The 23,932-nt window shown below is 44.8% G+C and carries 22 protein-coding genes; 11 read left to right on the top strand and 11 right to left on the bottom strand.

What is annotated here, in order from left to right:
• Positions 1 to 2: 2 nt before the first annotated feature.
• Together EPL05_RS18150 and EPL05_RS18145 are read left to right on the top strand one after the other, a co-directional pair.
• Entirely contained in the window at positions 3 to 770 is a 768-nt protein-coding gene (locus EPL05_RS18150) for a TatD family hydrolase (RefSeq protein WP_128535404.1), read from the top strand.
• Positions 771 to 798: 28 nt separating this feature from the next.
• Entirely contained in the window at positions 799 to 1,818 is a 1,020-nt protein-coding gene (locus tag EPL05_RS18145) for an asparaginase (RefSeq protein WP_128535403.1), read from the top strand.
• A 101-nt stretch (positions 1,819 to 1,919) separates the two neighbouring features.
• Here EPL05_RS18145 and EPL05_RS18140 read toward each other — a convergent pair whose 3' ends face one another.
• Both EPL05_RS18140 and EPL05_RS24505 read right to left on the bottom strand, forming a co-directional pair.
• Complete coding sequence (locus EPL05_RS18140; RefSeq protein ID WP_128535402.1) at positions 1,920 to 2,525, bottom strand: GIN domain-containing protein; 606 nt, start codon at positions 2,523 to 2,525, stop codon at positions 1,920 to 1,922.
• Between the two features lie 311 nt (positions 2,526 to 2,836).
• Positions 2,837 to 2,971, bottom strand: coding sequence for a hypothetical protein (locus EPL05_RS24505; RefSeq protein ID WP_262708200.1), 135 nt, complete (start codon positions 2,969 to 2,971; stop codon positions 2,837 to 2,839).
• 199 nt (positions 2,972 to 3,170) lie between these two features.
• Here EPL05_RS24505 and EPL05_RS18135 point away from each other — a divergent pair, with 199 nt between their 5' ends.
• The 3 genes from EPL05_RS18135 (at position 3,171) to EPL05_RS18125 (ending at position 6,244) form a co-directional block, all read left to right on the top strand.
• Positions 3,171 to 3,575, top strand: a complete 405-nt coding sequence (locus tag EPL05_RS18135; RefSeq protein ID WP_128535401.1) for a BlaI/MecI/CopY family transcriptional regulator — start codon at positions 3,171 to 3,173, stop codon at positions 3,573 to 3,575.
• Positions 3,576 to 3,586: 11 nt separating this feature from the next.
• Positions 3,587 to 5,188, top strand: a complete 1,602-nt coding sequence (locus tag EPL05_RS18130; RefSeq protein WP_128535400.1) for a M56 family metallopeptidase — start codon at positions 3,587 to 3,589, stop codon at positions 5,186 to 5,188.
• 153 nt (positions 5,189 to 5,341) lie between these two features.
• Positions 5,342 to 6,244 (top strand): hypothetical protein, encoded by a 903-nt coding sequence (locus EPL05_RS18125; RefSeq protein ID WP_128535399.1) that lies wholly within the window; start codon positions 5,342 to 5,344, stop codon positions 6,242 to 6,244.
• A gap of 117 nt (positions 6,245 to 6,361) precedes the next feature.
• Here EPL05_RS18125 and EPL05_RS18120 read toward each other — a convergent pair whose 3' ends face one another.
• Positions 6,362 to 7,174, bottom strand: a complete 813-nt coding sequence (locus tag EPL05_RS18120) for a DUF3108 domain-containing protein (protein WP_128535398.1) — start codon at positions 7,172 to 7,174, stop codon at positions 6,362 to 6,364.
• A gap of 255 nt (positions 7,175 to 7,429) precedes the next feature.
• Here EPL05_RS18120 and EPL05_RS18115 point away from each other — a divergent pair, with 255 nt between their 5' ends.
• The 6 genes from EPL05_RS18115 to EPL05_RS18090 all read left to right on the top strand — a co-directional run bounded on the left by EPL05_RS18115 (position 7,430) and on the right by EPL05_RS18090 (position 13,824).
• Complete coding sequence (locus EPL05_RS18115; RefSeq protein ID WP_128535397.1) at positions 7,430 to 8,449, top strand: sensor histidine kinase; 1,020 nt, start codon at positions 7,430 to 7,432, stop codon at positions 8,447 to 8,449.
• Entirely contained in the window at positions 8,446 to 9,159 is a 714-nt protein-coding gene (locus tag EPL05_RS18110; protein WP_128535396.1) for a LytR/AlgR family response regulator transcription factor, read from the top strand. Before EPL05_RS18115 ends, EPL05_RS18110 begins: the two co-directional genes overlap by 4 nt.
• Positions 9,160 to 9,235: 76 nt before the next feature.
• Complete coding sequence (locus tag EPL05_RS18105; protein ID WP_128535395.1) at positions 9,236 to 10,216, top strand: TIGR01212 family radical SAM protein; 981 nt, start codon at positions 9,236 to 9,238, stop codon at positions 10,214 to 10,216.
• Positions 10,217 to 10,383: 167 nt separating this feature from the next.
• Positions 10,384 to 11,598 (top strand): acyltransferase family protein, encoded by a 1,215-nt coding sequence (locus tag EPL05_RS18100; protein WP_128535394.1) that lies wholly within the window; start codon positions 10,384 to 10,386, stop codon positions 11,596 to 11,598.
• A 30-nt stretch (positions 11,599 to 11,628) separates the two neighbouring features.
• Entirely contained in the window at positions 11,629 to 12,966 is a 1,338-nt protein-coding gene (locus tag EPL05_RS18095; RefSeq protein ID WP_128535393.1) for an acetylxylan esterase, read from the top strand.
• 12 nt (positions 12,967 to 12,978) lie between these two features.
• Entirely contained in the window at positions 12,979 to 13,824 is an 846-nt protein-coding gene (locus tag EPL05_RS18090) for a hypothetical protein (RefSeq protein WP_128535392.1), read from the top strand.
• A 103-nt stretch (positions 13,825 to 13,927) separates the two neighbouring features.
• Here EPL05_RS18090 and EPL05_RS18085 read toward each other — a convergent pair whose 3' ends face one another.
• From EPL05_RS18085 to EPL05_RS18050, 8 genes are all read right to left on the bottom strand, one after another.
• Positions 13,928 to 15,394 (bottom strand): MBOAT family O-acyltransferase, encoded by a 1,467-nt coding sequence (locus EPL05_RS18085; protein ID WP_128535391.1) that lies wholly within the window; start codon positions 15,392 to 15,394, stop codon positions 13,928 to 13,930.
• A gap of 38 nt (positions 15,395 to 15,432) precedes the next feature.
• Positions 15,433 to 16,458 carry a hypothetical protein gene (locus EPL05_RS18080; RefSeq protein ID WP_128535390.1) on the bottom strand — a complete coding sequence of 342 codons (1,026 nt, stop codon included), beginning with the start codon at positions 16,456 to 16,458 and terminating at the stop codon, positions 15,433 to 15,435.
• Between the two features lie 272 nt (positions 16,459 to 16,730).
• Positions 16,731 to 17,204, bottom strand: a complete 474-nt coding sequence (locus tag EPL05_RS18075) for an SRPBCC family protein (protein WP_128535389.1) — start codon at positions 17,202 to 17,204, stop codon at positions 16,731 to 16,733.
• A 47-nt stretch (positions 17,205 to 17,251) separates the two neighbouring features.
• The gene (locus tag EPL05_RS18070; protein ID WP_128535388.1) at positions 17,252 to 18,088 is read right to left on the bottom strand and encodes a sulfurtransferase; all 837 of its coding nucleotides are present in this window, start codon (positions 18,086 to 18,088) and stop codon (positions 17,252 to 17,254) included.
• 266 nt (positions 18,089 to 18,354) lie between these two features.
• On the bottom strand, positions 18,355 to 18,828 hold the full coding sequence (locus EPL05_RS18065) for a ribonuclease H-like YkuK family protein (protein ID WP_128535387.1): 474 nt from the start codon (positions 18,826 to 18,828) through the stop codon (positions 18,355 to 18,357).
• A gap of 727 nt (positions 18,829 to 19,555) precedes the next feature.
• Entirely contained in the window at positions 19,556 to 20,884 is a 1,329-nt protein-coding gene (locus tag EPL05_RS18060; RefSeq protein WP_128535386.1) for a hypothetical protein, read from the bottom strand.
• A 1-nt stretch (position 20,885) separates the two neighbouring features.
• On the bottom strand, positions 20,886 to 21,920 hold the full coding sequence (locus EPL05_RS18055; protein ID WP_128535385.1) for a hypothetical protein: 1,035 nt from the start codon (positions 21,918 to 21,920) through the stop codon (positions 20,886 to 20,888).
• Positions 21,921 to 22,095: 175 nt separating this feature from the next.
• Complete coding sequence (locus EPL05_RS18050) at positions 22,096 to 23,754, bottom strand: SUMF1/EgtB/PvdO family nonheme iron enzyme (RefSeq protein WP_128535384.1); 1,659 nt, start codon at positions 23,752 to 23,754, stop codon at positions 22,096 to 22,098.
• Between the last annotated feature and the right edge of the window lie 178 nt (positions 23,755 to 23,932).

Here is a 23,932-nt window from a genome sequence, read left to right as displayed (position 1 = left end):
GCATGGTATTAACAGATACGCATACTCATTTGTATTACGAAACCATCGATACAAAACGGCAGGCCTTAATGCAGCGCTGCTTTGATAACGGTGTTACCCGGCTGTTTTTGCCTAACGTTGATGCAGCTTCTATCCCCCTGATGGCTGATTTGCTGGATGCTTACCCCGATAACTGCTTTGCCATGCTTGGCTTGCACCCCTGTTCGGTAAAAGAGGATTGGGAACACCAGCTGATGCTGATGCAGCCCATACTTCACCAGCAAAAAATTTACGCTATTGGCGAAATAGGGATTGACCTTTATTGGGATAAAACCTTGGTGACTGAGCAAACCCATGCCTTTAAACTGCAAATAAAATGGGCTAAACAGTTAAAGTTGCCGATAGTGATCCACTGTCGCGATGCTTTTGATGAGGTTTACGAAGTATTAATGCAAGAACAGGACGAGCACCTGCGCGGCATATTCCACTGCTTTAGCGGCACGCTGGAGCAGGCCCAAAAAGTTATTACCCTCGGTTTTTATTTGGGGATAGGCGGCGTTGTAACGTATAAAAACGCGGGGTTAGACAAATTCTTACCACAAATTGACCTGAAGCATATCGTTTTAGAAACTGATTCTCCGTATCTTACCCCTGTTCCGTACCGGGGAAAACCTAACGAAAGCTCTTATTTAACATACATAGCCCAAAAAGTTGCGGAACTGTATCAAATTACTGTAGAAGAAGTGGCAAACACCACCACCGAAAATTCCAAACAGATCTTCGGGGTGTAATTATTTATTAAAAGTATAAACCTGAGCAATGAGCCAAATACTGATCATCTATACCGGCGGCACTATTGGTATGATGACCGACCCGATAACCAAAGTACTGGTACCCATCAATTTTGAGCAGATAATGGATAATGTGCCCGAATTGGAGAAACTTAACTGTAAAATTAAGGTTCATTCTTTCGAGCAGATTATCGATTCATCAAACATGAACCCACAGGTTTGGAGCGAGCTGGCAGGATTGATAGAAGCCAGCTACGACGAGGTGGACGGTTTCGTAATTTTGCATGGTTCGGACACCATGGCGTATACAGCATCGGCGTTGAGCTTTATGCTGCAAAATTTAGATAAGCCGGTAATTTTTACCGGTTCACAACTTCCTATCAGCGCCGTACGTACGGATGCCAAGGAAAACCTGATGACCGCCATAGAAATAGCCAAAGCTAAAAAGAACGATAAAAGTCGCGTACCCGAAGTTTGTATCTATTTTGATTATAAACTATTCCGTGGTAACCGTGCATTTAAATATAACTCCTCAAAATTCGAAGCGTTCCGCTCGCCCAATTATCCTATCCTGGCCGAGTCGGGCGTACACCTGCGTTTCAGCGCGAATGACATCCGCCAGCCGGGCGAAGGTCCGCTAAAAGTGCATAATAACCTGGTAAGCGATGTAGCGGTACTAAAACTGTATCCCGGCATCAGCCCCAAAGTAGTAGAAACCATTTTAGGCGCGGATGTACGCGGTATTGTAATGGAGACCTTCGGCGCCGGCAACACCACTACCGACCAATGGTTTATAGACCTGCTGAAAGCAGCCATAGACGCCGGAAAAGTGATATTGGATATCTCCCAATGTAAAGTGGGCACCGTAGAACTTGGCCGCTATGAAACCAGCAAGGAACTTAAAGATATGGGCATAGCCAGCGGATTCGACATGACCTTTGAAGCAGCCGTTACCAAAATGATGTACCTCCTCGGCGAGATAGACGACCCGCAGGAAGTAAAGCGCTGTTTGGAAAAAGACCTGAGAGGCGAGCTGACGGAGTCCTAAATCCCATCAAACCACAATATTTATTGTTAATAACCAAAAAAAGCCACCCTTTACACGGTGGCTTTGACTGAATATATGTTGAACTTTTGCAAAAGTATTACTTACAAGATAGCTAATTCTGCTTTAGCCGGGGTAAACCTGTTGGTGATCTTCTCTGTTTTGCTGATTGAAGCTAAATCAGTGTTGTTAACGGTTGCAGACTGATCACGAACCAGGTTATACTCGCTTACGTTACCGGTAACATCTGCTTTAGCGTGGTCGTTTACGGTGATGTTTGCTTTAAAAGCATCAAGGTTCAATTTTGCTGATGCGTTGTTGTACAGGTTAACATCCAGGTCTATCTTAGACAGGTTACCGAAAGATTTTACTTCAGCGTTGTCATAAGCAGAGATGCTGCGCAGGTCGGCGGCTGTAACCCAAACCACTAAGGTTTTTGCGTTGTATGATGCGATGCGCAGTACACCGTTCTCGTTTTTAACCACCGCGCTCTCTGCGTAGTAACGGTTGTAAACTTTTACCTGGTCGGCAGTACCATCTGACACGAACAGCTGCACATTACCGCGGATCTCTATTTTGTTGATCTGGCTTAAGTTTGTTAAAACGGTTGCTACTTCTTCCGGGTTATTATTTGCTGCAGCGAAGCTGGTTGTTATAGTACCTATGGCTAAAGTGAAGATGGTTGCTATGGTTAAAAATGTTGTTTTCATGATTCCTAATATTTTGATTGTGAGTGCTATTTGTGTTTTTCGTTTTATTAAATACACCAATATGACGCCCTCACATAGGAAACGTTACAGCGCAATACGACCAATTAGACGTACGGGGGAATTACATCGGTGAACGGCTGAAATAGGTCGGCGAAAAGCATGGAGAAAAACGTGCAGATGAGCAAATTTCAGATGTACAGATGAGATTCAGCGATTGGATATAAGCGTTTAAGCCGGAGTACCTTGTGCCGGGTAGCGCTTCCTAAAACAAACTCAAGCCCACATTCCAGCCAAAAAACCAGTTGGCTCTTTTATTCGGGTTGAAATTGTGGTGCAGGTTTAGCCGCGGCGATTTTTATGGCACCGGTGTTTCTGTTGGCCCGGTATCGGCTTAATACCGGCATAGCGTATTTCTTAAACAGCCATGTAATTAATTCTATCATCATTGTGTATGTTTTGCTTTTATACACCTAGTACAATGATGGCAGGGTTTACCCCTATTGTGCTCCCAACTTTTAACACGATTTAGGGATTAAAAGATTTGACAGGATATAGCAGCCCGGGCGACGACATTTTTTTTTTAAAATCTAAAATTATTTTACCTTAACTATTGCAACGTACGTTTTCAATACATACCTTTGGTTTATGATGTTGTTTAAGAAAGATAAACCCGCTGATAACGTACCTACCAAAACCGAGATGGATGTGCTGCAAATACTTTGGCAGGATGGCCCTTCAACGGTGCGTTTTGTGCATGATAAGCTGAACGAGCAAAAAGAAGCGGTGATATATACCTCTACCCTGAAGCTGATGCAGGTGATGAAAGAAAAAGGTATGTTGGAGCGCGACGAGACCAACATGAAACACATTTACAGCGCCGCGCTGGAAGAAGCCAAAGTGAAAGGCAACATGCTGGGCCGCTTTGTAGATTCCATGTACAATGGCTCGGCAAGCAGCCTGATGGTTGCTTTACTGGGTAACGATAAAACATCAGAAGAAGAATTGCAGAAGATAAAAGAGTTGCTTAACAAAATGGACAAAGCCCAATAATACGCAAAACCATGCACCTGCTTACCCTCATCACCACCAACCGCGTTATCCAGGCATTTAGCTGGATGCTCATCCACTCGTTATGGCAGGGCTTGCTGCTGGCGATGGTTGCCGCGCTGGTATTGATGGCCACCCGCAAGGCAAGCGCGGCAGTAAGGTACAACCTGGTGCTTGCGCAGTTCGCGCTTTTTATAGGGGCATGTATTTACACGTTTGCCTGGGTTTGGAACCGGGAGACGGCGCAGGTGCTTACGCAGCCGTTTAACGGCAAATTAGCAGCGGATGCCACCGTACTGTTTAATATAGATACCCGCAGTATCAGCCAGTTTGGCTATGCCTGTATCAGTTACTTTACTGTGAACGCGCCTATGGTGGTGCTGGTTTGGTTTATCCTGTTTCTGTTCCGTTCGGTAAAGTTTATAGGTGGGCTGGTATTTATCCAAAGGGCGCGGCACCGCGATATTGCAGCATCCAATATTTACTGGCAGCAGCGCATGGCGATACTCTGCGAAAAACTGCAGTTGAAACGAGCAGTACAATTACTGGAATCGGGCTATGTAAAAGTACCTTTTGTAATAGGCCATTTAAAGCCGGTGATACTGATGCCAATGGGCTTGTTGGCAGGGCTTCCACCCGAACAGATAGAGGCTGTACTACTGCACGAACTGGCACACATCCGCCGGAACGATTACGTGGTGAACTTTTTGCAAACCATCACCGAAACGGTGTTCTTCTTTAATCCCGGACTAATGTGGATCTCGTCGCTGCTGCGCGATGAGCGCGAGAATTGCTGCGACGACATTGCCCTGGCGCAAACCAAAAACAAGCGCGAATTTGTACAGGCGCTCATCAGCTTTAAGGAATATTCGCTGTATGGCGCGGTTTGCCAGGTGGCTTTCCCCGGTAAAAAGAACCATTTGCTGCAACGCGTAAGCCGCATTTTGCAAAACCAAAACAAGGCGCTTGGTACCGCCGAAAAGGTTTTCTTTATGGCCGGTGTATTGATCCTCTCGACAATGGTGGCAACGGCGGCTATTACACAAATAAGGGTGATCGCTCATCGCGAAGCAAAACCAAAGATGGTAGTTACACAGCGGGCTATTCAACCGAAAAATGCAGTATCGGAGCCAGTAAGCATCGTTAAGAAAGAAGATAAGAACAAAGCAAAAGAGCCGCTTCCTCTCATTCAAAAAACTGAACCTGCAGCTTTTGATAATGCCATGGTATCGGCCAAGGAGAAAGCAGATATGGAAATCGTTTTAAAGCAAAAGTATGCTTCTGAACTGGCCAAAATGGAAGCAGACCGCGCTAAAGAAGTTTACGACAGGACCTTGTACGAAAGCCAAACCAACGCCAATACACCTGCAAAACAAAAAGACCAGGCCGAACTTGACCAACTGCAAGCCAAACGCGATAAAGAGCAAGCCGAACGCGATATGAAGCAGGCCGCAATTGACCAGGCACAAGCAGCCAAAGACCAGATCCAAGCCAAACGCGATCAGGAGCAAGCCATCCGGGATCAGCAACAGGCTGGTAAAGACCAGGAACAAGCCAAAAAAGACCAGCAACGAGTACAGCAAAATCAAAAAAACAACCTCAGCATTCAACTGTAAACACAACACCGCTAAAACTTTAGCGTGGGGAAAGCGCGCCCTGCCCTGTAGCAAATAGCAACAAGCAAAACCAACCGGCACCGCATTTTTTAAAACTCACCAATGGTGAGGCGGAATTGTATTGCCCAATTTTTAACCTTTAGATCAAATAAAATGAAAACAAAATTTTTAAAACAAGGCCTTTTACTGGCCGCAATGGCCGCGACTACCCTAAGCTATGGGCAGGCGAAGAAAAAAACAGTCCGCGATAATTCGCCTAACAGCAATTACATGACCACCTCGCGCAGCAACGGGCAAGAGGTGGAGGAGTTTCGCACCAACTGGAATGGCGTAATTTACAAAGCCAAATTTGTGATCGATAAAATGACAGAGCTTTATATAGATGGCGAACAGATCCCCGCCGCTAAATGGGGTGATTACAGCACCGTGCTCACCAAAATAAAGGAGCAGATAAAGCGGGATAAGATCCAGGCTAAGAAAGACCAGGAACAGGCCGCCCGTGACATGGTGCAAGCCAAACGCGACCAGGAGCAGGCGGGTCGTGATCAACTGCAGGCTAAGCGCGATGCGGAACAAGCGCAGAAAGACGCCTTACAAGCAAAACGTGATGCCGAGCAGGCACAAAGAGACCAGGCCGGTGCCGGTGAGGCGCAGGTGCAAGCCAAACGCGATCAGGAACGGGCTAAGCTTGACCAGTTACAGGCAAAAAAAGACCAGGAGCAGGCAGCAAAAGATATGGTGCAAGCAAAACGCGACCAGGAGCAAGCCGCTAAAGACCAGATCCAGGCTAAAAAGGATCAGGAACAAGCGCGTCAGGATCAATTGCTGATGAAAGCTTTGATTGGCGACCTTATTAAAGACAAAATTATAGATAATGAAAAGAGCTTGCACGACCTCACCCTCAACAACGAGGAGATGACCGTGAACGGAAAAAAACAGCCCGAAGCTGTTTTTGCAAAGTATAAAGAGAAATACAAACGCTTCACACATCTTAACTTCAGCTATGGTAATGCTGATGGGGTGCATACTTACCAGGGTTTACATATTAGCAACTAATACACGATTTAGGGTTTTTAGGATTAACACGATTTGTCTCAATAAGGTCCTGATTGCTGCCCATATTTCTTATCCCCCTCGGCCACCGTGTGCCCAGGGAGGGATTTAAAACGGCTTTTACTTACCAAACTTGGGTAAAACGTTAGTGGTAGCAGCGGACATTTTTACTTTGTAGCGGTACATGCCTGCAAAGTTGTCCTCCTCTTTTAAAAACTCGTGGTTCTTTTTGCTTATCCAGAAGGTTTCCGTGGCGTGGCGGCCGGCGTTATCGCTTTCATTGAACAAGATCCAGCAATCAACTTTTTGGTTATCGTAGGTGGTAATTACTTCGCTTCCGGTTACTTTGTAGATAATGTACTCAGGTTTACTATAGCCCGCGTCGTAGAAATTAATGGCGAACGTTTTACCGGCGGCCAGAGGCAGCATCTCAAAAGTTTCCATATCCAGGTTCCAGTTGTAGCAGGGCCCGGTAAAATCAAGCGAGTAGGTTTTGGCTGTGTTTGCGGCCACCGTATCGGCACCTACAATTTTCTGGTTGCTCCAGTTAAAGGATTTGTTTTTGCCGTTCACCGTTTCCGAATGGTAGATGGGCGAAAAATCGCTGGCCTTGTTTACCGAATATACCGTGCGGTAGCTGGTGGTATCGCCGCCATACCAGTGCTGGTTGGTAACAAATACTTTCTGCCCGTTTTGGGTTTCTATTTTAGTATCGCGTAGCCAAAGCCAAAACCGCATTACTTTAGGGCTTTTTGGATTTTGGAAATAAACTATGTATTGGCGCACCCCCGGTTTCAGGCTGGCGGTGTTCAGGCGGTTATCTTTCAGGCGAATGGTGTCTACCTGTTGTGCCAGCGTATATTTCGGCTGTGCCGATAAAAATAAGGTGATCAGGCAAATTACGATGGCAGGTATAGTGCAGTTAGTTTTCATGTTATTGAATTGTTAATGGTTTTAAGTTTCTTATTTATCGAGGCAAATTTGTGCCTCTTCAAAAGCATTCCGAAATCGTTTCAACCCTATACCCATTATATTTAGCGTTTGGCCTCCTCAATTCAATAGGCGGTAAAACAGCGGCCTAAACCGCCAATTGGTGTAAGCATTGACAAAACAACCCTTTCTATTGAATAAATAAGACCCGGCGTTTAAAACTATCGTGGGGCACCAAAAAGCTTCGTATTTTTAAACATGAAATTATTCTCCGGTAAGCTTACCGCCATCCAATTGCAGCAAGCCGTTTGGGTATCTGTTTTTGTGGTGATCATGCTCTCCCTGTTACCGATGGACCCCTTTGGGCAGGCGTTTGCTTATGCTATTATATACACCGCTTTTTACGCCGCCATTATTTATGGTAACATCCTTTGGCTTTTCCCAAAGCTTTACCAAAAAGGGCGCTTTGTATGGTATGTACTGGCTGTTATTGTATTCCTTTTTGCGGTGGGTATCATCCGGGGCTTTATTACGCTTACGGTTTACAACACCTTCTTTGCCCCCAAGCCCGAGGCAATGACCTTTAAAATACTATCAGGTTTTATTGTAGGCGGCATACTCATTTTCCTGCTTAGCTTTATCTTCCGCATTGCGATAGCTTATTTCGATCTGAAGCGCCAATCCGAAGAGATCATCGTACAAAAAACACAGGCCGAACTCAACCTGCTCAAATCTCAGGTGCAGCCGCATTTCCTGTTCAATACACTCAATAACATTTATTATGAAGCTTATTTGGAAGCGCCGCGCACGGCAGGGCTGATAGAGCAGCTCTCCAACATCATGCGCTATTTTGTGGATGAAAGCCCTAAGCAAGTGGTATCCATCGGTACCGAGATCCTGTTTATTGAGAATTATATTGAGCTGGAGAAGATCCGCATCCGGTACGAGATCCATCTTACGTTCAGCAATAATTGCGACGCCACACTCAGCATCCCGCCAATGCTGCTGATGACATTTGTGGAGAATGTTTTTAAGCACGGCATCGATAAATCGAGCGTGGATAATAAAATAGATATCTCTCTTGTACAGGAAAACGGCAGGCTGATCTTCACCACGGAGAACACTATCCCGGATGTGCCGCTAAACCCCAACTCCACCGGCTTTGGTATAGAAAATCTGCGCAAACGGCTGGTGTTATTGTACAAAGATGATTTTGACCTATCCACCAAAAATAAAGGCGATATTTACGTAGCCCGCTTAAACATCCCGCTGCTATGAATTTAAGGTGCATCATTATAGACGACGAGCCCAATGCGGTTAGCTTGCTGGAAGTGCTTATAGGCCAAACCACCCAATGGCAGCTTTTGGGTAAATGCTATAACGCTTTGGAGGCGATAGAATTCTTAAAAAAGCACACCGTTGACTTTATTTTTCTGGATATCAATATGCCGCACCTTACCGGCATGGAACTGGCGGGACTGCTGCCAAAGGACACTAAAATTGTGTTCACCACTGCCTATGCCGAGCACGCCGCCGAAAGCTACGCCTACCAAACCATTGATTACCTGCTGAAGCCTATCACCCTGAAACGCTTTGTGGCTGCCACGCAAAAAATAGATGCCTGTTTCGGCAAACATGCATCCCCGCCGGAGTCCATCACCACCAAGCCGGAAGCCGACTACTTCTTTTTTAAAACCGGCAAAACGCTGCGCAAGATCTTGCTGGACGAAGTGCTTTATTTCGAAAGCGAAAAAGAATACGTGCGCCTGGTAACCGGCACCGAAGAACTGCTGATATACCGCCGTTTAAAAGATATTGAGGAGCAACTACCGCAGCCATTTGTACGGGTGCACAATTCGTACATTGTAAACACACGCTTGCTCAATAAGATTCAGGATAACCACATTTACATCGGCACCAAACAGATCCCCGTTAGCGACAAATTCCGCGAAGGGTTTATGGAGGTGATACGGCAGCGGATATTTTAGCCAATTAGTACACGAATTAAATCGATGTAATTGGTGCTATAAATCGGTGTAATCTAAAATCACTACCTTTGCGGTAATGCAATCAGTATCAGAAACACAATCGGTGCCATCGCTTTTAAAACCGGTGGAATCCCCGTGGGAGAAGGGCTATAACAATTATGGCCCGTGGCTTAAGGAGAAGTACAAGGGGCACCGTGTATTTAAGGTTATTGTAGATGGAGGCTTCACCTGCCCCAACCGCGATGGCAGCAAAGGCTATGGTGGCTGCACATATTGCAATGTAGATTCGTTTACGCCATCGGTTAGTCGCAATGCCCCTACCGTGCGCGAGCAGGTGATACAGGGTATGGAACGCGCCCGCAACGGCAACAAGGCCGATAAATTCATCATCTACTTTCAGCCCAATACCAATACTTATGCCCCGGCGCATTATTTAAAAATGATGTATGATGAAGCACTAAGCTACGGTACCGAGGACATTGTTGGCCTGAGCGTAGGCACCCGTCCCGATTGCATCGACGCCGAAAAAATAGCCTTACTGGAAAGTTATACAGATAGGTTTGATGTAGACCTGGAGATGGGCATGGAAAGCATTTACGATGAAACACTTAACCAGATCAACCGCGGCTGCAGCCACGATGAATTGCTGAAAGCACTAAAACTGACCGAGAACACCAAACTGGATGTTTGCGTGCATACCATCTTCGGTTTCCCATGGGAAAGCCACGAGATGATGCTGAAATATGCCGACGAGATCAATCGCCACGCGCAGATAAAATTCGTAAAATTCCACCACCTGCATATTGTAGAGGGCAGCGTAATGGGCGTAAAATACAAACGCGAGCCCTTCAAACTTTTCGGGCTGGATGAGTATGCGGAGTTTTTATGCGAACTGTTGCCGCGCGTTAGGCCGGATATCATTATTCAGCGCCTCTTCGGCCTCAGCGATCGCGAATTACTCATAGCCCCTAACTGGGGCTTGAAAAAAAGCGAGATCCAATATTACATCGACCAAAAGATATTGAATAAAGGGGTGGTACAGGGTTCGGCGCTTTAAGCGCATCCTTCCAATTTGTGATTCTATGTTTGCATAAGGTAAAATGGTTTATTTTTCTGTTAAGCTAAAATCACCCCGCGTTTCAGGAATAAAGCCAGTCCGTGGCGCAAATTTTGCATATCCTCCGATATAAAAATTATCTTTAGGGACGAAAAAACTGATCCGTTTTGGCGCAAAAACCTTTACTTACCTATATTCCGGCTCTTACCGGGGTACGCGCACTTGCTGCATACCTCGTTTTTATATCTCATTACGCTTACGCGTTTGATGAGAACTTTCCCCATGCTGTGCAACGTTTTCTTAACGAATTCCACATCGGGGTAACAATCTTCTTCACGCTTTCGGGTTTTTTAATTGCTTTCCGTTATTTCGATAGCTTTGAGTTAAGCAGCGGTTGGTTTAAACAATACCTTAAAAACCGTGTTGCCCGCATCTATCCCATGTACTTTTTGCTCACGCTGGCGGCTTTCGTTTCTTTCTATTTTACGCATGACGAAAAGGTGACCAATGGTTTCGCAAGCCCCATCGGTTTGTTCCTGATGCATATTACCTTTGTACGCGGCTTTTTCGATCAGCTAAAATTCACCGGCATTGCCCAGGGCTGGAGCTTAACGGTAGAAGAATGCTTTTACTTTTCGGCCCCGTTTATCTTTTACTTCGCGCAGCGCTACAAAAAATTCTACATCCAACCCCTCATTATTACCGGCATCGGCGCCTTACTGGTACTTATATTCCGCAATGTTAACTGGTACGGTTTCTTCAGCAATTTTACGTTTATGATGCTGTACACCTTTTTGGGGCGCTGCTTCGAGTTCTTTGTGGGCATCCAACTGGCGCTTATCGTTCGCAAAAAAAAGCTGGATGGCAGCAGCAAGCAAAAGCTTACTTATCTTGGTTTTGTGCTGATATTTGCCTGTGTATGGTTCATGAGTACATTGCCCATACCTAAGGGCGAAATTGCAGGGCTTCACCATCCGCTGGGTATTATCACCAATAACTACCTGCTGTCGGTAAGTATCGCCTTGTTTTTTTACGGCCTGCTTACCGAGACATCCCTCCTGAAAAAAATATTATCAAATAAATTTGTGGAGCTACTGGGCAAAAGCTCCTACATATTTTACCTCATCCATTTAGGCTGGATGTATGATGGCTTGCACTTTAGTTTCAACTGGCTTAACGACTGGGTGTTCGAGCTTTACGATAAATGGGGCGTTGACTGGAGCTCGCCTTTTCAATACGATAATTTAAATGTGCTGTACGCTTTTATCATCCTCAACGGGGTATCTGTTTTGTTGTTTAAACTCATAGAAGAACCGCTGAACCACTACATTCGCCAATCCAATTTTTTGATCAGGAACAAAAAGCGCGCAGTATCCGTATAAAACCAGGCTTTAAAAAAGAGAATCATAAAAATGCAATTACTACGAGGGTTTAAATTTTATGTTGTTACCGTAAGCATCATCCTGGCAGGCTGCTATAGCACCTTTGCACAAGACGAAAAAAAGGAAGAGGGTGAAGTATTTATAGAGGTAAAACCGGGTTCTAAAAACGCCCTCTTTAAAGGCGACGACAACATTGAATTTAAGCTGAAGTTAAAAAGCACCTACAAGGATAACCAGGACGGCAAGCTTACCTATAACGTCCTGAGCGACGATTTCAGGCAGCTATCAACCAATAGTATGCCGGTGCATCTCATCAAAAACTCGTCGGAAACGTATAGCGTTCTGCTGCCAAAGCGCATCCCGGGTTTTTACCGCGTACACTTTATGTTTAACCTTACCACTTATGACGATACCGTAAAACGCGTGTTCGGCATCGACCCCGAAAAAATAAAAACCGCCCTGCACAAACCTGCCGATTTCGAAGCGTTTTGGAAAGGCACCATCGATACCTTAAAAAGCATTAAACCGGAGTTTAAGTTCACCGAGGATAAGAAAAGATCGACCAAAGAAAAAATTGTTTACCTGGCCGAGATGAAATCCTGGGAAGGCATCACCATCCGTGGATGGCTTACCGTGCCAAAGGGCGGCAAAAACTACCCGGTTTTATACCGTGTGCCCGGCTATACCATTGAGATGAAGCCCGATTATGATAAAGAGGATTTCGCGGTATTTACCATTAACGTACGCGGTAACGGTAACAGCCGTGATGTAATAGCGCCCGATTATAAGCAATACAATTTAGTGAATATAGAAAGCCGTGATAAGTACATCTATCGTGGCGCCTATATGGATTGCCTGCGTGGTGTAGATTTTATTGCCGCCAACGCTTCTAAGCTGCGCCTCAACCCCGAAAAGATAGTGGTAGAGGGTGGTAGCCAGGGCGGGGCACTTGCCGTGTTTGTAGCTGCTATGGATAAGCGTGTAAAGCTTTGCACTTTCCAGGTGCCATTATATGCCGATATGCACGACTCCTACGCCATTGGCAGTTCGTATCCTACTGATACCTGGCCAACGCTTGTTTTTCATGATTACATAAAAAAACACGCGGGCTTCAGCAAAGAAAAACTACTTGCCGTTTGGGATTATTACGACCCGCAAAACTTTGCCGACAAAGTAAAATGCAAAGTACTGATGGGCATAGGCTTACTTGATGAATTTTGCCCGCCGCGATGCAGCTTTGGCATGTTTAATAAATTTGCCAGCACCAGTAACGAATATTTTGTTGTTGCAGATAAAGCGCACGAGGTTAACTTTACATACTTTACATTTCAATATTACTGGCTGAAAGAAGATTTCAGGATGCCGTAAACAGCACATACCATGAAAAGAATTTACATATTTTGTTTATTACTGGTTATCATCGGCTCGGCCCGCCAGCAGGCTTTTGCAGGCTGGCCTATAGGCAAGTACCGCAACATTGTGGTGCCATCCTTCAACTACTACACCTCTAAGGATGTATACAACTCCAGCGGTAAAAAGGTAAAACCAGCGGGGAACAGTTCATTCACCAGCTATGCTTACGGCTTATATGTTGGCTATGGCATCACCCGCCGCTTAGATCTCATCGTAAACGTTTTAGCGCCCGACCAAAACAGCCAGTATACTACTGCGGCAGGTACTACTTACCAGGAAAGTTTTGGTTTTGGCGATATCCAGGCAGGTTTAAGCTACGCGCTTGTTAATTTTGATTATAAGGCGTATTTCTCGGTACAGGTATCGGGCATAGCACCGCTTTATAAACATGATGAGGATGTGCTCGACCTGGGTTACGGCGTTTTTGGTTCCGAAGTAAAGTTTATGTACACCGGCAGCTTTAATAAAAACTTTTTACGAGGCTGCTATTTTAACGTAGAGGCCGGTTATCGCCGTTACTTTGATAAGCAGGGGCCAAATGTTATTGTATACTCGGCTTTGTTAGGCATCCCCATCAATAAAAAAAACCAGGTAAGTTTTGAAATTGGCGGTCAAAACTCCTCCAGCTCCAACAAATCTTTCAGCCAGAACCTGAGCGTGAACCGGGATTTCGCTTTCACCAAGGGAGCTGTAAATGTGGGGCATACTTTTACACGCCGTATTTCGGTTTTCGCAAGCGGATTTTACACCTTTATGGGTAGAAATGCAGGTGTAGGCTACGGCGGCGCATTGCAGGCGGTATTGAAAATATAATTTTAGGATTACACAGATTAGGAATCGATTTCACACATTTTAATACTGCCAAACAGGTCGCATTTCTTTGCGGCCTGTTTGGTTAAATGACTATTCCCTGGTTTTAAAACTGGAAATAGATAAAGGATTTGCTTGATTCCTGACTGAGGAAGATCATCACCAGCATGAACGACCACGCCAACGCCACACCCCACCATGGCAGCTTACCTGCTGTTTTTAGCACGGTAGTTTTGCGCATGGTCCAATGGCATACCAGCATCAGTGTTATTACAACTGCTACTTTTACAATGGCAATGCTGGTTAATAAAGGCGCAGTACCGGGCCGGGGAGCAAACATGGCGTTAAGTAGTACCCATGCCCCACCAAACGTTGCCGAACGGAAAAATACCCAGGTAATACAAACCAGGAAAAACGTAAGCAATGCTTTTAAGAAATTCTCTTTGATCTTAACTCCCGGGATAACAGAAGCCGTAGCCACAACTGCATCATCCGAAGATAAATTTGTTGCCTTGCGGCGACTGTCTTGCATAGCTTTTTCTATCCAGAGGAACAATCCATGCAGGCCGCCCCAAACTACAAACGTCCAGTTGGCACCATGCCAAAGCCCGCCGATCAGCATCGTGATCATCAGATTGATGTAGGTACGGAAATGCCCTTTACGGTTACCGCCCAATGGGATGTACAGGTAATCGCGCAGCCATGACGAGAGCGTGATATGCCACCTGCGCCAGAAATCAGAAAAACCGATAGCCGCGTATGGGTACGCAAAATTTTGCGGAAGTACAAAGCCCAGGCACAGAGCAACACCAATAGCCGCTGTAGAATAACCGGCAAAATCAAAAAATATTTGTCCCGAGAAGGCGAGCACACCTGCCCAGGCATCAAGCGAGCCCAGGGGCGCATGAGCACCAAATACGGCATCGGCAGTTGCGGCCAGCATGTTATCGGCCAGGGCCACTTTCATAAAAATACCGAGCGTTAACAATAGCAAACCATCCAGCAGTTGCTGTTTAGTGGCTTTACGTTCAGTCTCGAACTGTGGCACCAACTGCGGCGGGCGTACAATAGGCCCTGCCACCAAATGCGGAAAGAAGGTAACGAATAGCGAAAAATCCAACATCGATTTTACCGGTTTGCTTTCGCGCTTGTACATATCTATCGTATAGCAAAGGGTGGTAAAAGTATAGAACGAGATACCGGCAGGTAAAATAATGCTTGGTTGCGCCGGGTGATAATCAAAGCCCAGTACATTACAAAGCGCCACAAAATTCTCTAAAAAGAAGGTTCCGTATTTAAAGAAGCACAGCATACCCAGGTTGCCTATAAGGCTAACTACAAGCAGCGCATGGCGTTTCACCTTGTTCTGTTGCGTATATAAAGCGCGCCCCACAAAAAAGTCTACCACGGTTGATAGCCAAAGCAGCAGTATAAAGGGTGGGTTCCAGGCGGCGTAGAATATGTAGCTGGCGAGCAGCAGATTGATTTTTTTTACCTTCCAGGATAAAGGAAGATTATGTAGTAGCAGCATTACTGCAAAAAATACTACAAAGGTATAGGAGTTAAAAACCATGATGAGATAGGTGTAGAATTAATATTTGTATTGTATAATTATAGTTTCCAGTCGGTTTGCTGTTTAAGCGCGGCTATCATGCCATTGGTATACACTACGGCGTCGCTGGGCTTCAGGTGCGAAAATTCGGGGCAAACTAAGTTGGCCAATGCCGGGTAATCTTTAAAAAACACCCCTTTGCAGCCGGTTGTTACAATAAGCCTGTCCCAATATTTAGCGCGAGGGTAGCCCATGCTTTCGCCCATAAAAAACGGACCGCTGGATGGTGTGCGTAAGAATACCACATCACCGCCGCGCGCTTTTATCTTATCCACATCCTGCTTAACCGAAGCCAGGATGACATCGAGTGCCTTACCGGTTACGGGCGGCGTTGGGTCCATCTTGGCTACAAAACCCCATATACCGCGCACCTTATTAATACGGTTGGTATCGGCCAAAAACGCGGCGCTCATGGCAGTTTGCCGGCTGTATGCGGTTTCACCAAAGCCAACCGGGAAATCGAGCCCGGCGTAAACGCCCATGCGATTGGGCACGTACAGGTGGGTAAGCAAACCGTTAAGCGAGTAAAAATCCTGATTTAGCATTACCAGGTTTGCTTCGAGGTATTTATCAACCGCGAAACTCGCCGCTTGTGCAGGCGTGCGCTTTGTATAGTAGTTTATACCGGCCATTGGTGATATGGCCAAACGCGGCGACTGGCTAAAAAACAACACTTCGGTAATATCTACAACCAATCTGCCTTTAAATTCAGGGTCGTTAGCGAGGTTGGTGAGCAGGGCACGCGGCGAAGAACCCACCATAGCCAATTGCACCGCCTGGGTTTTGGTTGCGCTTTCCCAGGTTGGGATATCCAGGTCATATTTAATGCGCGATGAGCCGATAAATACAGTTGCCTTGTTTGATGGTTGGTAAACCATGGCGCGGCTATTGGCCCATAGTTCGGGTCCGTCATCAAAATTAGGTTTAAGTCCTTTGCTTCGTAGAAATAATTCCCAGCATACGGCAGCACTTACTGTAAGTGCCAGCGCTAATAGTAGTGATTTTACAGGTAGGTTTAATTTCATTTTATTATAAGTTAATTAATTAAAAATAACCAATACATAAACTATTGTAAGTTAGGTATTTAGTTTTTAAATATAAAATATTAAATATATTTTAATTATTGTTTAATATTTTCCAATGGCCATTTTAGTGGGAGTAGACTTTCGAAAAAATAAATTCGTTACAGGGATTGTAAAAAAGCGTTACTGATTTGCAGACACATCAGCGCGGGGTGTAAAATAAAAAGGGCCGCAAATAATGCAGCCCTTCCAAATACTATTGTAGTAAATAAAATCTATACGGTGTATTTCCCAAATATCTCTTCTACTGTTTTCACTCTAAATTCAAACACTTTTCTAATTTTTTCGCGCACCAAAACGGCGTTGGTTAGCTGGCCAATTACACCAAAAGGGATGGCGTAATGCAGTAGATCAGTCATCTCCACCCCGCCGGGGATCTCTTTAAAATGGTGCTGATGATGCCATAAAGCATAAGGCCCAAAGCGCTGCTCGTCCACAAAGTATTTGCCCGGTTCTACATGTGTTATTTCGGTCATCCAATTGAGTTTAATACCCAACAGGGGCGACACCTTGTAGGTAATGATCATTCCGGGATACATTTTGCCGTCGCCGTTATAATCGCTGGTTACCACAAAGTTCATTTCGGGCGGGGTAATTTTAGCCAGGTTATGCGGCGACGAAAAAAAATCCCATGCCTCATCCAAAGTGATTGGCAGGTTTTGCTTAAGCTTTAAAACGTATGTTTTCACAATGGAGATTAACGCATTTTAGTTTGCCCCGGTTTTACGTCCGGTAATTATTGCTCCGTTGTGGCAATCGGCAGATCCCTGCGGCTCCATTCACTCCATGACCCTACATAGAGCTTCGGCCCGGTAATGCCCGCATGTTCCATCCCAAGCAGCGTGTGGCAGGCCGTAACGCCCGACCCACAATGCACAATCACGTTCTGCGGCTTTACATCGCCAATGGTGTCTTTATAAAGCGTTTCGAGGGCTTTAGAGGTAAGGTATTTCCCCTCCGGCGATAGGCTGGTACTGTAAAACAAATTCACCGCGCCGGGTATATGCCCCGCAACAAGGTCCAGCGGCTCGGTGATGCCCTGGTAGCGTACGCCTTCGCGCACATCAATCACCACCCGATTATCATCCTTAGCGGCCTTTTTTACCTCTTCTATATCAACCGTGTTGGTGTACTCGGCAGCTATGGGGTAGGTACCTACCGCAGCGTTCTGGTATTCGCCGGTGGTTAATTGGATCCCGGCATCAGTGGCGGCCTTTAAGCCACCGTTGATCACCTGTACATTGGTGTGCCCTATCGACCGCAGCATCCACCAGAGGCGTGCTCCGCCCATGGCAGCGGCCTTATCATCGTAAACTATTATATGGCTATCGGGCATAACACCCCAGCGGGCCAGCGTTGCGGCAAAATCTTCCAGGGCTGGCAAAGGGTGGCGGCCACCGTTGGCAGCATTCTCGGGATGGCTGGCCAGGTCGGCATCCAGTCCGGCGAAAACGGCTTTGGGCAGGTGCCCGGCAAGGTAGCGGTCGTGCGCATCGGCACCGCCGCGTACATCTATTAATATGGCAGAGCCATCCAGGATATGAGGATCGGTAATTTCAATAAGCGGCGACATAGGTATTAGCGATTAGAGTGGCGTTTTGTTCAACTCAAATATCGAACACCGAATGCAGAATATCGAATAATGAAGGAAAAAAAAGAAACGTCATGTTGAACTTGTTTCAACACCCCATCATAAAAGTTGCCGCTATGCTACGCGGATCTGCTTAATCGCGAGCTTTGCATAAGGGGTGCCGAAATAAATTCGGCATGGCGAGGAGGCAAATCAACTTCTAAATTCGAAATTGAAAATCCGAAATCCGAAATTTTTTCCTCCCCTCCCTATTGCACCATCTTATTGGCGCAGCACGAACTTGCAAATGCTTCCGGCTTGGCTTTGAACACGAAACCCATGCTGAGGATGTAACCCATGGCCTCGTGCAGCGCCTGGTTGCTTTTAAACATGGGGTTAGTGTTGATGTCGGCATGTACTTCCAGCTCAACCTCATACAGGTCCAGCAGGTCGCAGAGTTGGTAGGCAATGTCTATGGATTTTTGCACTTCGTTAAGCATCCGCTCTTTGATGGTCATTTTTTGGGAGGTACGCTCCTGGTGGATGAACATAAAGGCGCCGCGTGCTTCGCGGATAAAGACGATAACTGTAGCAAAATCGGTAACGGAACCTTTTACCTGCGAATCGGTACCAATGCAGACTTTTAGCTTGTTGCCGAGAGCGGTTTCGCGCTCTATGGCAGCCTCTACTTCTTCTAAAATGGGGGTTTGAATGATCTCTCCGCTAAATTTTTTCCAGGCCATAAAAATATTTTTAGATGATTTTTAGTACTGACCTTTTTACGGTCTATAAAAATAAGCGATTAACTATTACTTAAACGTTACGAACCGGTAATTTATTTGTTAACATTTTGCTGAATATTAACACGTTAGGGGATGTGAGGATGTGCAGATTTCAGATGAGTCATTGAGCCATTGGGTATGTCGCGATTGTTAGGGCTGCTTCTCTACACTACCGAATCCCCAAAAAGTGTTCACGAGCCACACCGTGAACATCGTGAACACTTTTAAGTACCTTATAATCAATTATTTGAAAAATACCGATTGGTGACAAAATCGTGTCACCACTGCTGTTGGGTGCTATATTTGCACTCGTTGGGGCAAAGCCGCCCGGCATTGTTAAGCACGAGTAGCCCGGTGCTTTGGCCAACGCGGATACTCGCGCCAAGATGGGGGGGGGGGGGAAGGGAGTTCATGGTTGATGGTTCGTAGTTCATCGTACGATTGCACAGGAAGAGAAATATTGAGTGGAAGTGCGGATGGAGTGGGGTTGTTCTCCTTTCTTGAATCTTGTTTCTTAAGTCTTGAATCTAAATATGGGCGTTGCCTGCAGCCGGGCTATACGTTGCAACTCCTCATTCCGCGCCGCTGATAGAAGCGGCGGATTATTCCAATAGAAAATGGCTTACCATTTAGGGGAAACGGTAGAATTGAAACGATGTGTTCTCAGGGAAGTGTAAATTTAAAGGCATTAGCTATTTGCGTATCCCAATTTTTGATACATGGCATCAGCCAAATTATTTATACGGTCTATTTTTTTCTCATTGGTAAATTTCACCAAGTTTATAATGTCCTTGTTTTTTAGCTCGGAGCTGATACGGCCCAAAAATTTACTCGCAAAAACAGTTAACCAGATACTCGTTGGACGATATTGCATTAATTTATATAACAATATTTCATTACTCTGAATGCACTCATTAAAGAAGTAGATCCACCGATCAGTAGTTATGTTTTTCAAAATAGCATTTGCTCCATCTTGGGCTGCATTAGAAACGCCATAAGAGTTGCCGAGTCGTACACATAATACAGCCGTAACGCAAACTTGGAAAGCGGGAGAGGGTATCACGCTACCCATCCTTAACAAAGTATTTACCGGAGCCGGTTCGTTGTAAAAATTATTCATTCCGTTATGTGCTGACAAAATATCATTTGCAACTTTAATAAATGAAGATGATCTTAAGTCTTCTGGCACGAAGTCAAAGCCTTTAACTTTTAATAAGACTCCACGTAATCCATTGGCAGCTTTTGACTTTCCATCTGAAAATAGTTCAGAGTAAGTGCGACCAACTTGATATCGTTCTGGGTGTTTTAAGTTAGGCCAAAGCTGAGGTATTATTAAATTGGCATTTGCCAACGCATTTTCAAGCTGAGCCCCCAACTTTGTTTTTACCAAGAGCATTAAAATTCTAATGGTTGTCCTTTGAAAAAAATAAGGATTTTGTACCAATTTAATAATTATTGGGCTGTCTTCATTCAACGTTAGTTCTTCAAGTTCGTTTCTGAAATTTTTAAAGTTAATTGCGGCCTCAACTTTATCATATATTAAGATACTTTGTACGCAGGTTCGTATTATAGTTTTAGTTTCATCATCGCTTAATTCATTCTCTGGACTGTCCTCAAGTTCTGGTTGATTGAAATGTGTAACCAATTCCATTGCTTGCTTCAATCTAAAAGCGGCAGTCCCGCTTATCACCCCCAATTCTTCCGCCAAACGAATAGCTTCAAAATCAGATATAGCTTGTTGTACATTTGTATGTTCGCTAATATCTGGCCTATCTAACATTTCAGCTATAAAGGATATTCCCATTTTACTCAATTGATTTCTCAAAGAGTTGATTGCCTTTGTCCAAATAAATGTTGCAACCATTTCATAAGACCCGTCCTCGAAAGATCTTATTATTTGTCGTTGGTCTTTCTGCGATAGCTGAACACCAAGATTGACTATTTGCGATACATTGTTCGTCTGCTTTGGTATAATTACCTCATCAGTCTTTTTCCAAAGGGTTACATCATTCGTCATATTATTTATATTCTATTTTACCATCTTGCGATTGAATGTAGGCTGCCTCCAAGCCATTTCCAATCAGAATAGATAGCGTTAAAAATGTTCTGCTTCTCGCACCTCCAGTAGTTATCCCTTTTAGAAATTTCTCAGGATGCTTTACAAAAACGTTATAGGCCGCAACTTCCCCCTTATCCGTAAAAACAGTTATGCCATCAGATTGCATCATTCCAGCAATTAATGAAAATCGTCCCTCTAAGATCGAATTAGCTTTTAGGTCGCCTTTATCAATAAGCTCAGCAATCATTTTAGGGACATTTATTCTTTCACTTAATTTTATGCCATCTTCCAGCCGCTTCGGGATTTCATTTTTACTGCCCTTGATTACGCAAGCCAAAGTTCCGTGTCCTTTTTGTAGAACTTCCAAGAAAAGTTTCACAAAGAAGTTTTTAGACGCTTCCTTCAGTGTTTCAGGAACATTTAAAATTATTTTATCAACAAATTTAGAAAGATTTTCTGTAGGAGAATTTGTCGAGTCATGTTGACTTCCAAAACTAATTAAAAGAGAATCAGCTGTAACTCCCCTTACTTCAATAATCTTTTCGGCAACTTGATGAATCAATATTGCTTTCAAATCTTCTGACCCACTATCAATTAAAGCTTCTGAAATAGAAACAGAATGTATCGGTGTGCCATTTCTAAAGACTCCATAGTCAAATGCATTTTCCTTCCTCAATATGTATATGACCCAACCACCATCTGTTAACGGAGCACATTTTTTTAATGCTTTCAACATCGTGGCTTTTGTTTTTTCTCCTGTTCCTATTGGGCAAAATTGAGAGGTTGGAATAACCTTTTTTATTAAGTCAATATCATCAAATACGTAGATCTCAGGATATAGTGATTTGCCCTCTTCTTTATAATAAACCAGTTGGCTAATTAATTCAACCAACCCCTCCTGTGTAACCGGGCAATCCATTTTTTCTTGATTAAGAAATGCTACTGTTTCCCCAAGAATTTGGTTTTTCATGGAAACAGATTTGATATCTTTCATTGATATTAGTTTCGGATTTAATTATTAGTACAATATAGGTTTTCTATTTAATATTTTCCCGATTGACCCCTCAAACGCTTCTACTCCAAAAAATAATTAAATCCCCTCTTCCCTGCCAACAAAAAAGCCGCTACTTTTCAGTAACGGCTCATATCATATAAAAAGCTGGTTCTTGTTATTTAGCCTTGTAAGGCTTCGCCTTTTTAACAGGCAGGTGTGGCTTGCCTTCGGGGTGGATCTCCGGGGCGCCTACCATGGTCATGGCGCAACGGAAACCAACTTCGGCGCTGCTTTCGTCTTCATCCATAAAACGGCGGGTTGCGGGGTTCATCCAGTAAGCCAGATCGTTCCACGAGCCTCCTTTAAAGATCTTGGAATGGTCGTTAACCAGCGTGGTTGTACCGTATAATACGGTGTTCACAGAGTCGCTTGCGCCACGGAAATCGGGGTTGTAAGCTTTACCGCTGTATTTGATAGAGTTTGGCGTTGTTAGCGGCACGGTAGCGCCGGTAGCAGGTGTAGTACCTGCGGCAGTGCCGTTATTAAGGCCTTGCTGCTGCGCTATCATATCACTGTATTTTAATTTTTTGTTAGACTTTGCGGGGTCCTTAATAGGGCGGCCATACTTGTCTTTAGCATATAAGCCCTTAGCGGGGTCGGCCAAGCGTTTATTTGTAAATTCGTTACCACGGAAAGGGTTAAAATCTTCCACCTCTTCAAACGAAGTTTGGCGGTAGGTATCGGCAACCCACTCGTTTACGTTACCTGCCATGTTGTATAAGCCAAAATCATTGGGCTCGTAAGAACGCACAGGTCCAGTAATATCCGCCTTATCATTTAAGCCACCACCAACACCCGCGTTATCGCCGGCGCCGCGTTTAAAGTTAGCCAGGATCAAACCACGGGTTTTACGGTTTGGTGAGCGTACGCCCAGGCCATTCCATGGGTAAATTTTACCATCATTAATATTCTCAAATTCGGTGTTACCGGCAAGCGATAAAGCCGCGTACTCCCACTCTGCCTCCGAAGGCAGGCGGTAGCCTTGTTTCAAAATACCATCCTCAATACGTACCGGCCTGCGCGGGCCACCTTTGGCGGTACCCGGTGCTACGTTAGGGTTATTATCCTTAGGCATGTTCTTGCCGTCAACCCCGGCGCCTCTTATTTGCCCGTTTAAATAAATATCTGTGTTAAATGGTTCCTTTAAGCCGCCTTGCGCGCCTGCTGCTGGGGCTGCTCCTTTTTTACCGCCACCCGCTGCGTCTTTCCAGGTCATCATGTAATTGTTTTCGCGCAGGATGTTTTCGTTGGTACGGTCGGTACGCCAAATGCAATAATCTTGTGCCTGGTCCCAGGTAACACCCACAACCGGGTAATCCTGAAACGCCGGGTGGCGCAGGTAATTTTCTACGTAAGGCTCGTTGTAAGACAGTGGTTTACGCCATACGAGGGTATCTGGCAGGGCGTTGTAATATAATTCGCCATCGTTAGGGAAAGTAATGTTTATCCAGTGCAGGTAATCCAGCCAATCCTGGTTGCTTACCTCAGTTTCGTCCATATAAAAAGATGGCACGGTAACCCTGCGGCGTACGTTGTTATAATCGTAAGTAACATCCTGGTCGGCGCTGCCACCCAATACAAAAGTACCACCCTCAATTGGCACCAAACCAGGGCCAGGTGTTGGGTGAGTTTGCTTAAACCGCAGATAACCACCGTTATTCCTGTTGTTGTAAGTCATCCCCGTTTTTTGTGATTGCGGGGGTTTACTGCAGCTGCTTAGCAATGTGCCAAAACTCAACAACACTAAAGCAGTATTAGTAAAAAGTGCTTTCATACTTTGCAAAATATCTATTTGGAGGTAAATTTAATAAAAATCAATAATAAAATAGCCTATCGGGGTACCAATTTAAAAAAACTGTTACGCCAGTACCCCCTTTTAAACGGATTATTTATTTGTTGAGTTACAATAATTTGATGTATTATTGGTTTTAACCTCAAAACTTAACGATGGC

Source organism: Mucilaginibacter gilvus (genome assembly GCF_004054195.1).
GTDB classification, from domain to species: domain Bacteria; phylum Bacteroidota; class Bacteroidia; order Sphingobacteriales; family Sphingobacteriaceae; genus Mucilaginibacter; species Mucilaginibacter gilvus.
This window is presented reverse-complemented; position numbering and strand designations above follow the sequence as displayed.

Coding starts and splice junctions, on each gene's coding strand:
- EPL05_RS18055 (WP_128535385.1), bottom strand. CDS start 21,920: ATGAAAGATATCAAATCTGTTTCCATGAAAAACCAAATTCTTGGGGAA.
- EPL05_RS18070 (WP_128535388.1), bottom strand. CDS start 18,088: ATGTCGCCGCTTATTGAAATTACCGATCCTCATATCCTGGATGGCTCT.
- EPL05_RS18110 (WP_128535396.1), top strand. CDS start 8,446: ATGAATTTAAGGTGCATCATTATAGACGACGAGCCCAATGCGGTTAGC.
- EPL05_RS18145 (WP_128535403.1), top strand. CDS start 799: ATGAGCCAAATACTGATCATCTATACCGGCGGCACTATTGGTATGATG.
- EPL05_RS18050 (WP_128535384.1), bottom strand. CDS start 23,754: ATGAAAGCACTTTTTACTAATACTGCTTTAGTGTTGTTGAGTTTTGGC.
- EPL05_RS18105 (WP_128535395.1), top strand. CDS start 9,236: ATGCAATCAGTATCAGAAACACAATCGGTGCCATCGCTTTTAAAACCG.
- EPL05_RS18060 (WP_128535386.1), bottom strand. CDS start 20,884: ATGACGAATGATGTAACCCTTTGGAAAAAGACTGATGAGGTAATTATA.
- EPL05_RS18135 (WP_128535401.1), top strand. CDS start 3,171: ATGATGTTGTTTAAGAAAGATAAACCCGCTGATAACGTACCTACCAAA.
- EPL05_RS24505 (WP_262708200.1), bottom strand. CDS start 2,971: ATGATGATAGAATTAATTACATGGCTGTTTAAGAAATACGCTATGCCG.
- EPL05_RS18090 (WP_128535392.1), top strand. CDS start 12,979: ATGAAAAGAATTTACATATTTTGTTTATTACTGGTTATCATCGGCTCG.
- EPL05_RS18085 (WP_128535391.1), bottom strand. CDS start 15,394: ATGGTTTTTAACTCCTATACCTTTGTAGTATTTTTTGCAGTAATGCTG.
- EPL05_RS18125 (WP_128535399.1), top strand. CDS start 5,342: ATGAAAACAAAATTTTTAAAACAAGGCCTTTTACTGGCCGCAATGGCC.
- EPL05_RS18140 (WP_128535402.1), bottom strand. CDS start 2,525: ATGAAAACAACATTTTTAACCATAGCAACCATCTTCACTTTAGCCATA.
- EPL05_RS18080 (WP_128535390.1), bottom strand. CDS start 16,458: ATGAAATTAAACCTACCTGTAAAATCACTACTATTAGCGCTGGCACTT.
- EPL05_RS18115 (WP_128535397.1), top strand. CDS start 7,430: ATGAAATTATTCTCCGGTAAGCTTACCGCCATCCAATTGCAGCAAGCC.
- EPL05_RS18130 (WP_128535400.1), top strand. CDS start 3,587: ATGCACCTGCTTACCCTCATCACCACCAACCGCGTTATCCAGGCATTT.
- EPL05_RS18150 (WP_128535404.1), top strand. CDS start 3: ATGGTATTAACAGATACGCATACTCATTTGTATTACGAAACCATCGAT.
- EPL05_RS18065 (WP_128535387.1), bottom strand. CDS start 18,828: ATGGCCTGGAAAAAATTTAGCGGAGAGATCATTCAAACCCCCATTTTA.
- EPL05_RS18095 (WP_128535393.1), top strand. CDS start 11,629: ATGCAATTACTACGAGGGTTTAAATTTTATGTTGTTACCGTAAGCATC.
- EPL05_RS18120 (WP_128535398.1), bottom strand. CDS start 7,174: ATGAAAACTAACTGCACTATACCTGCCATCGTAATTTGCCTGATCACC.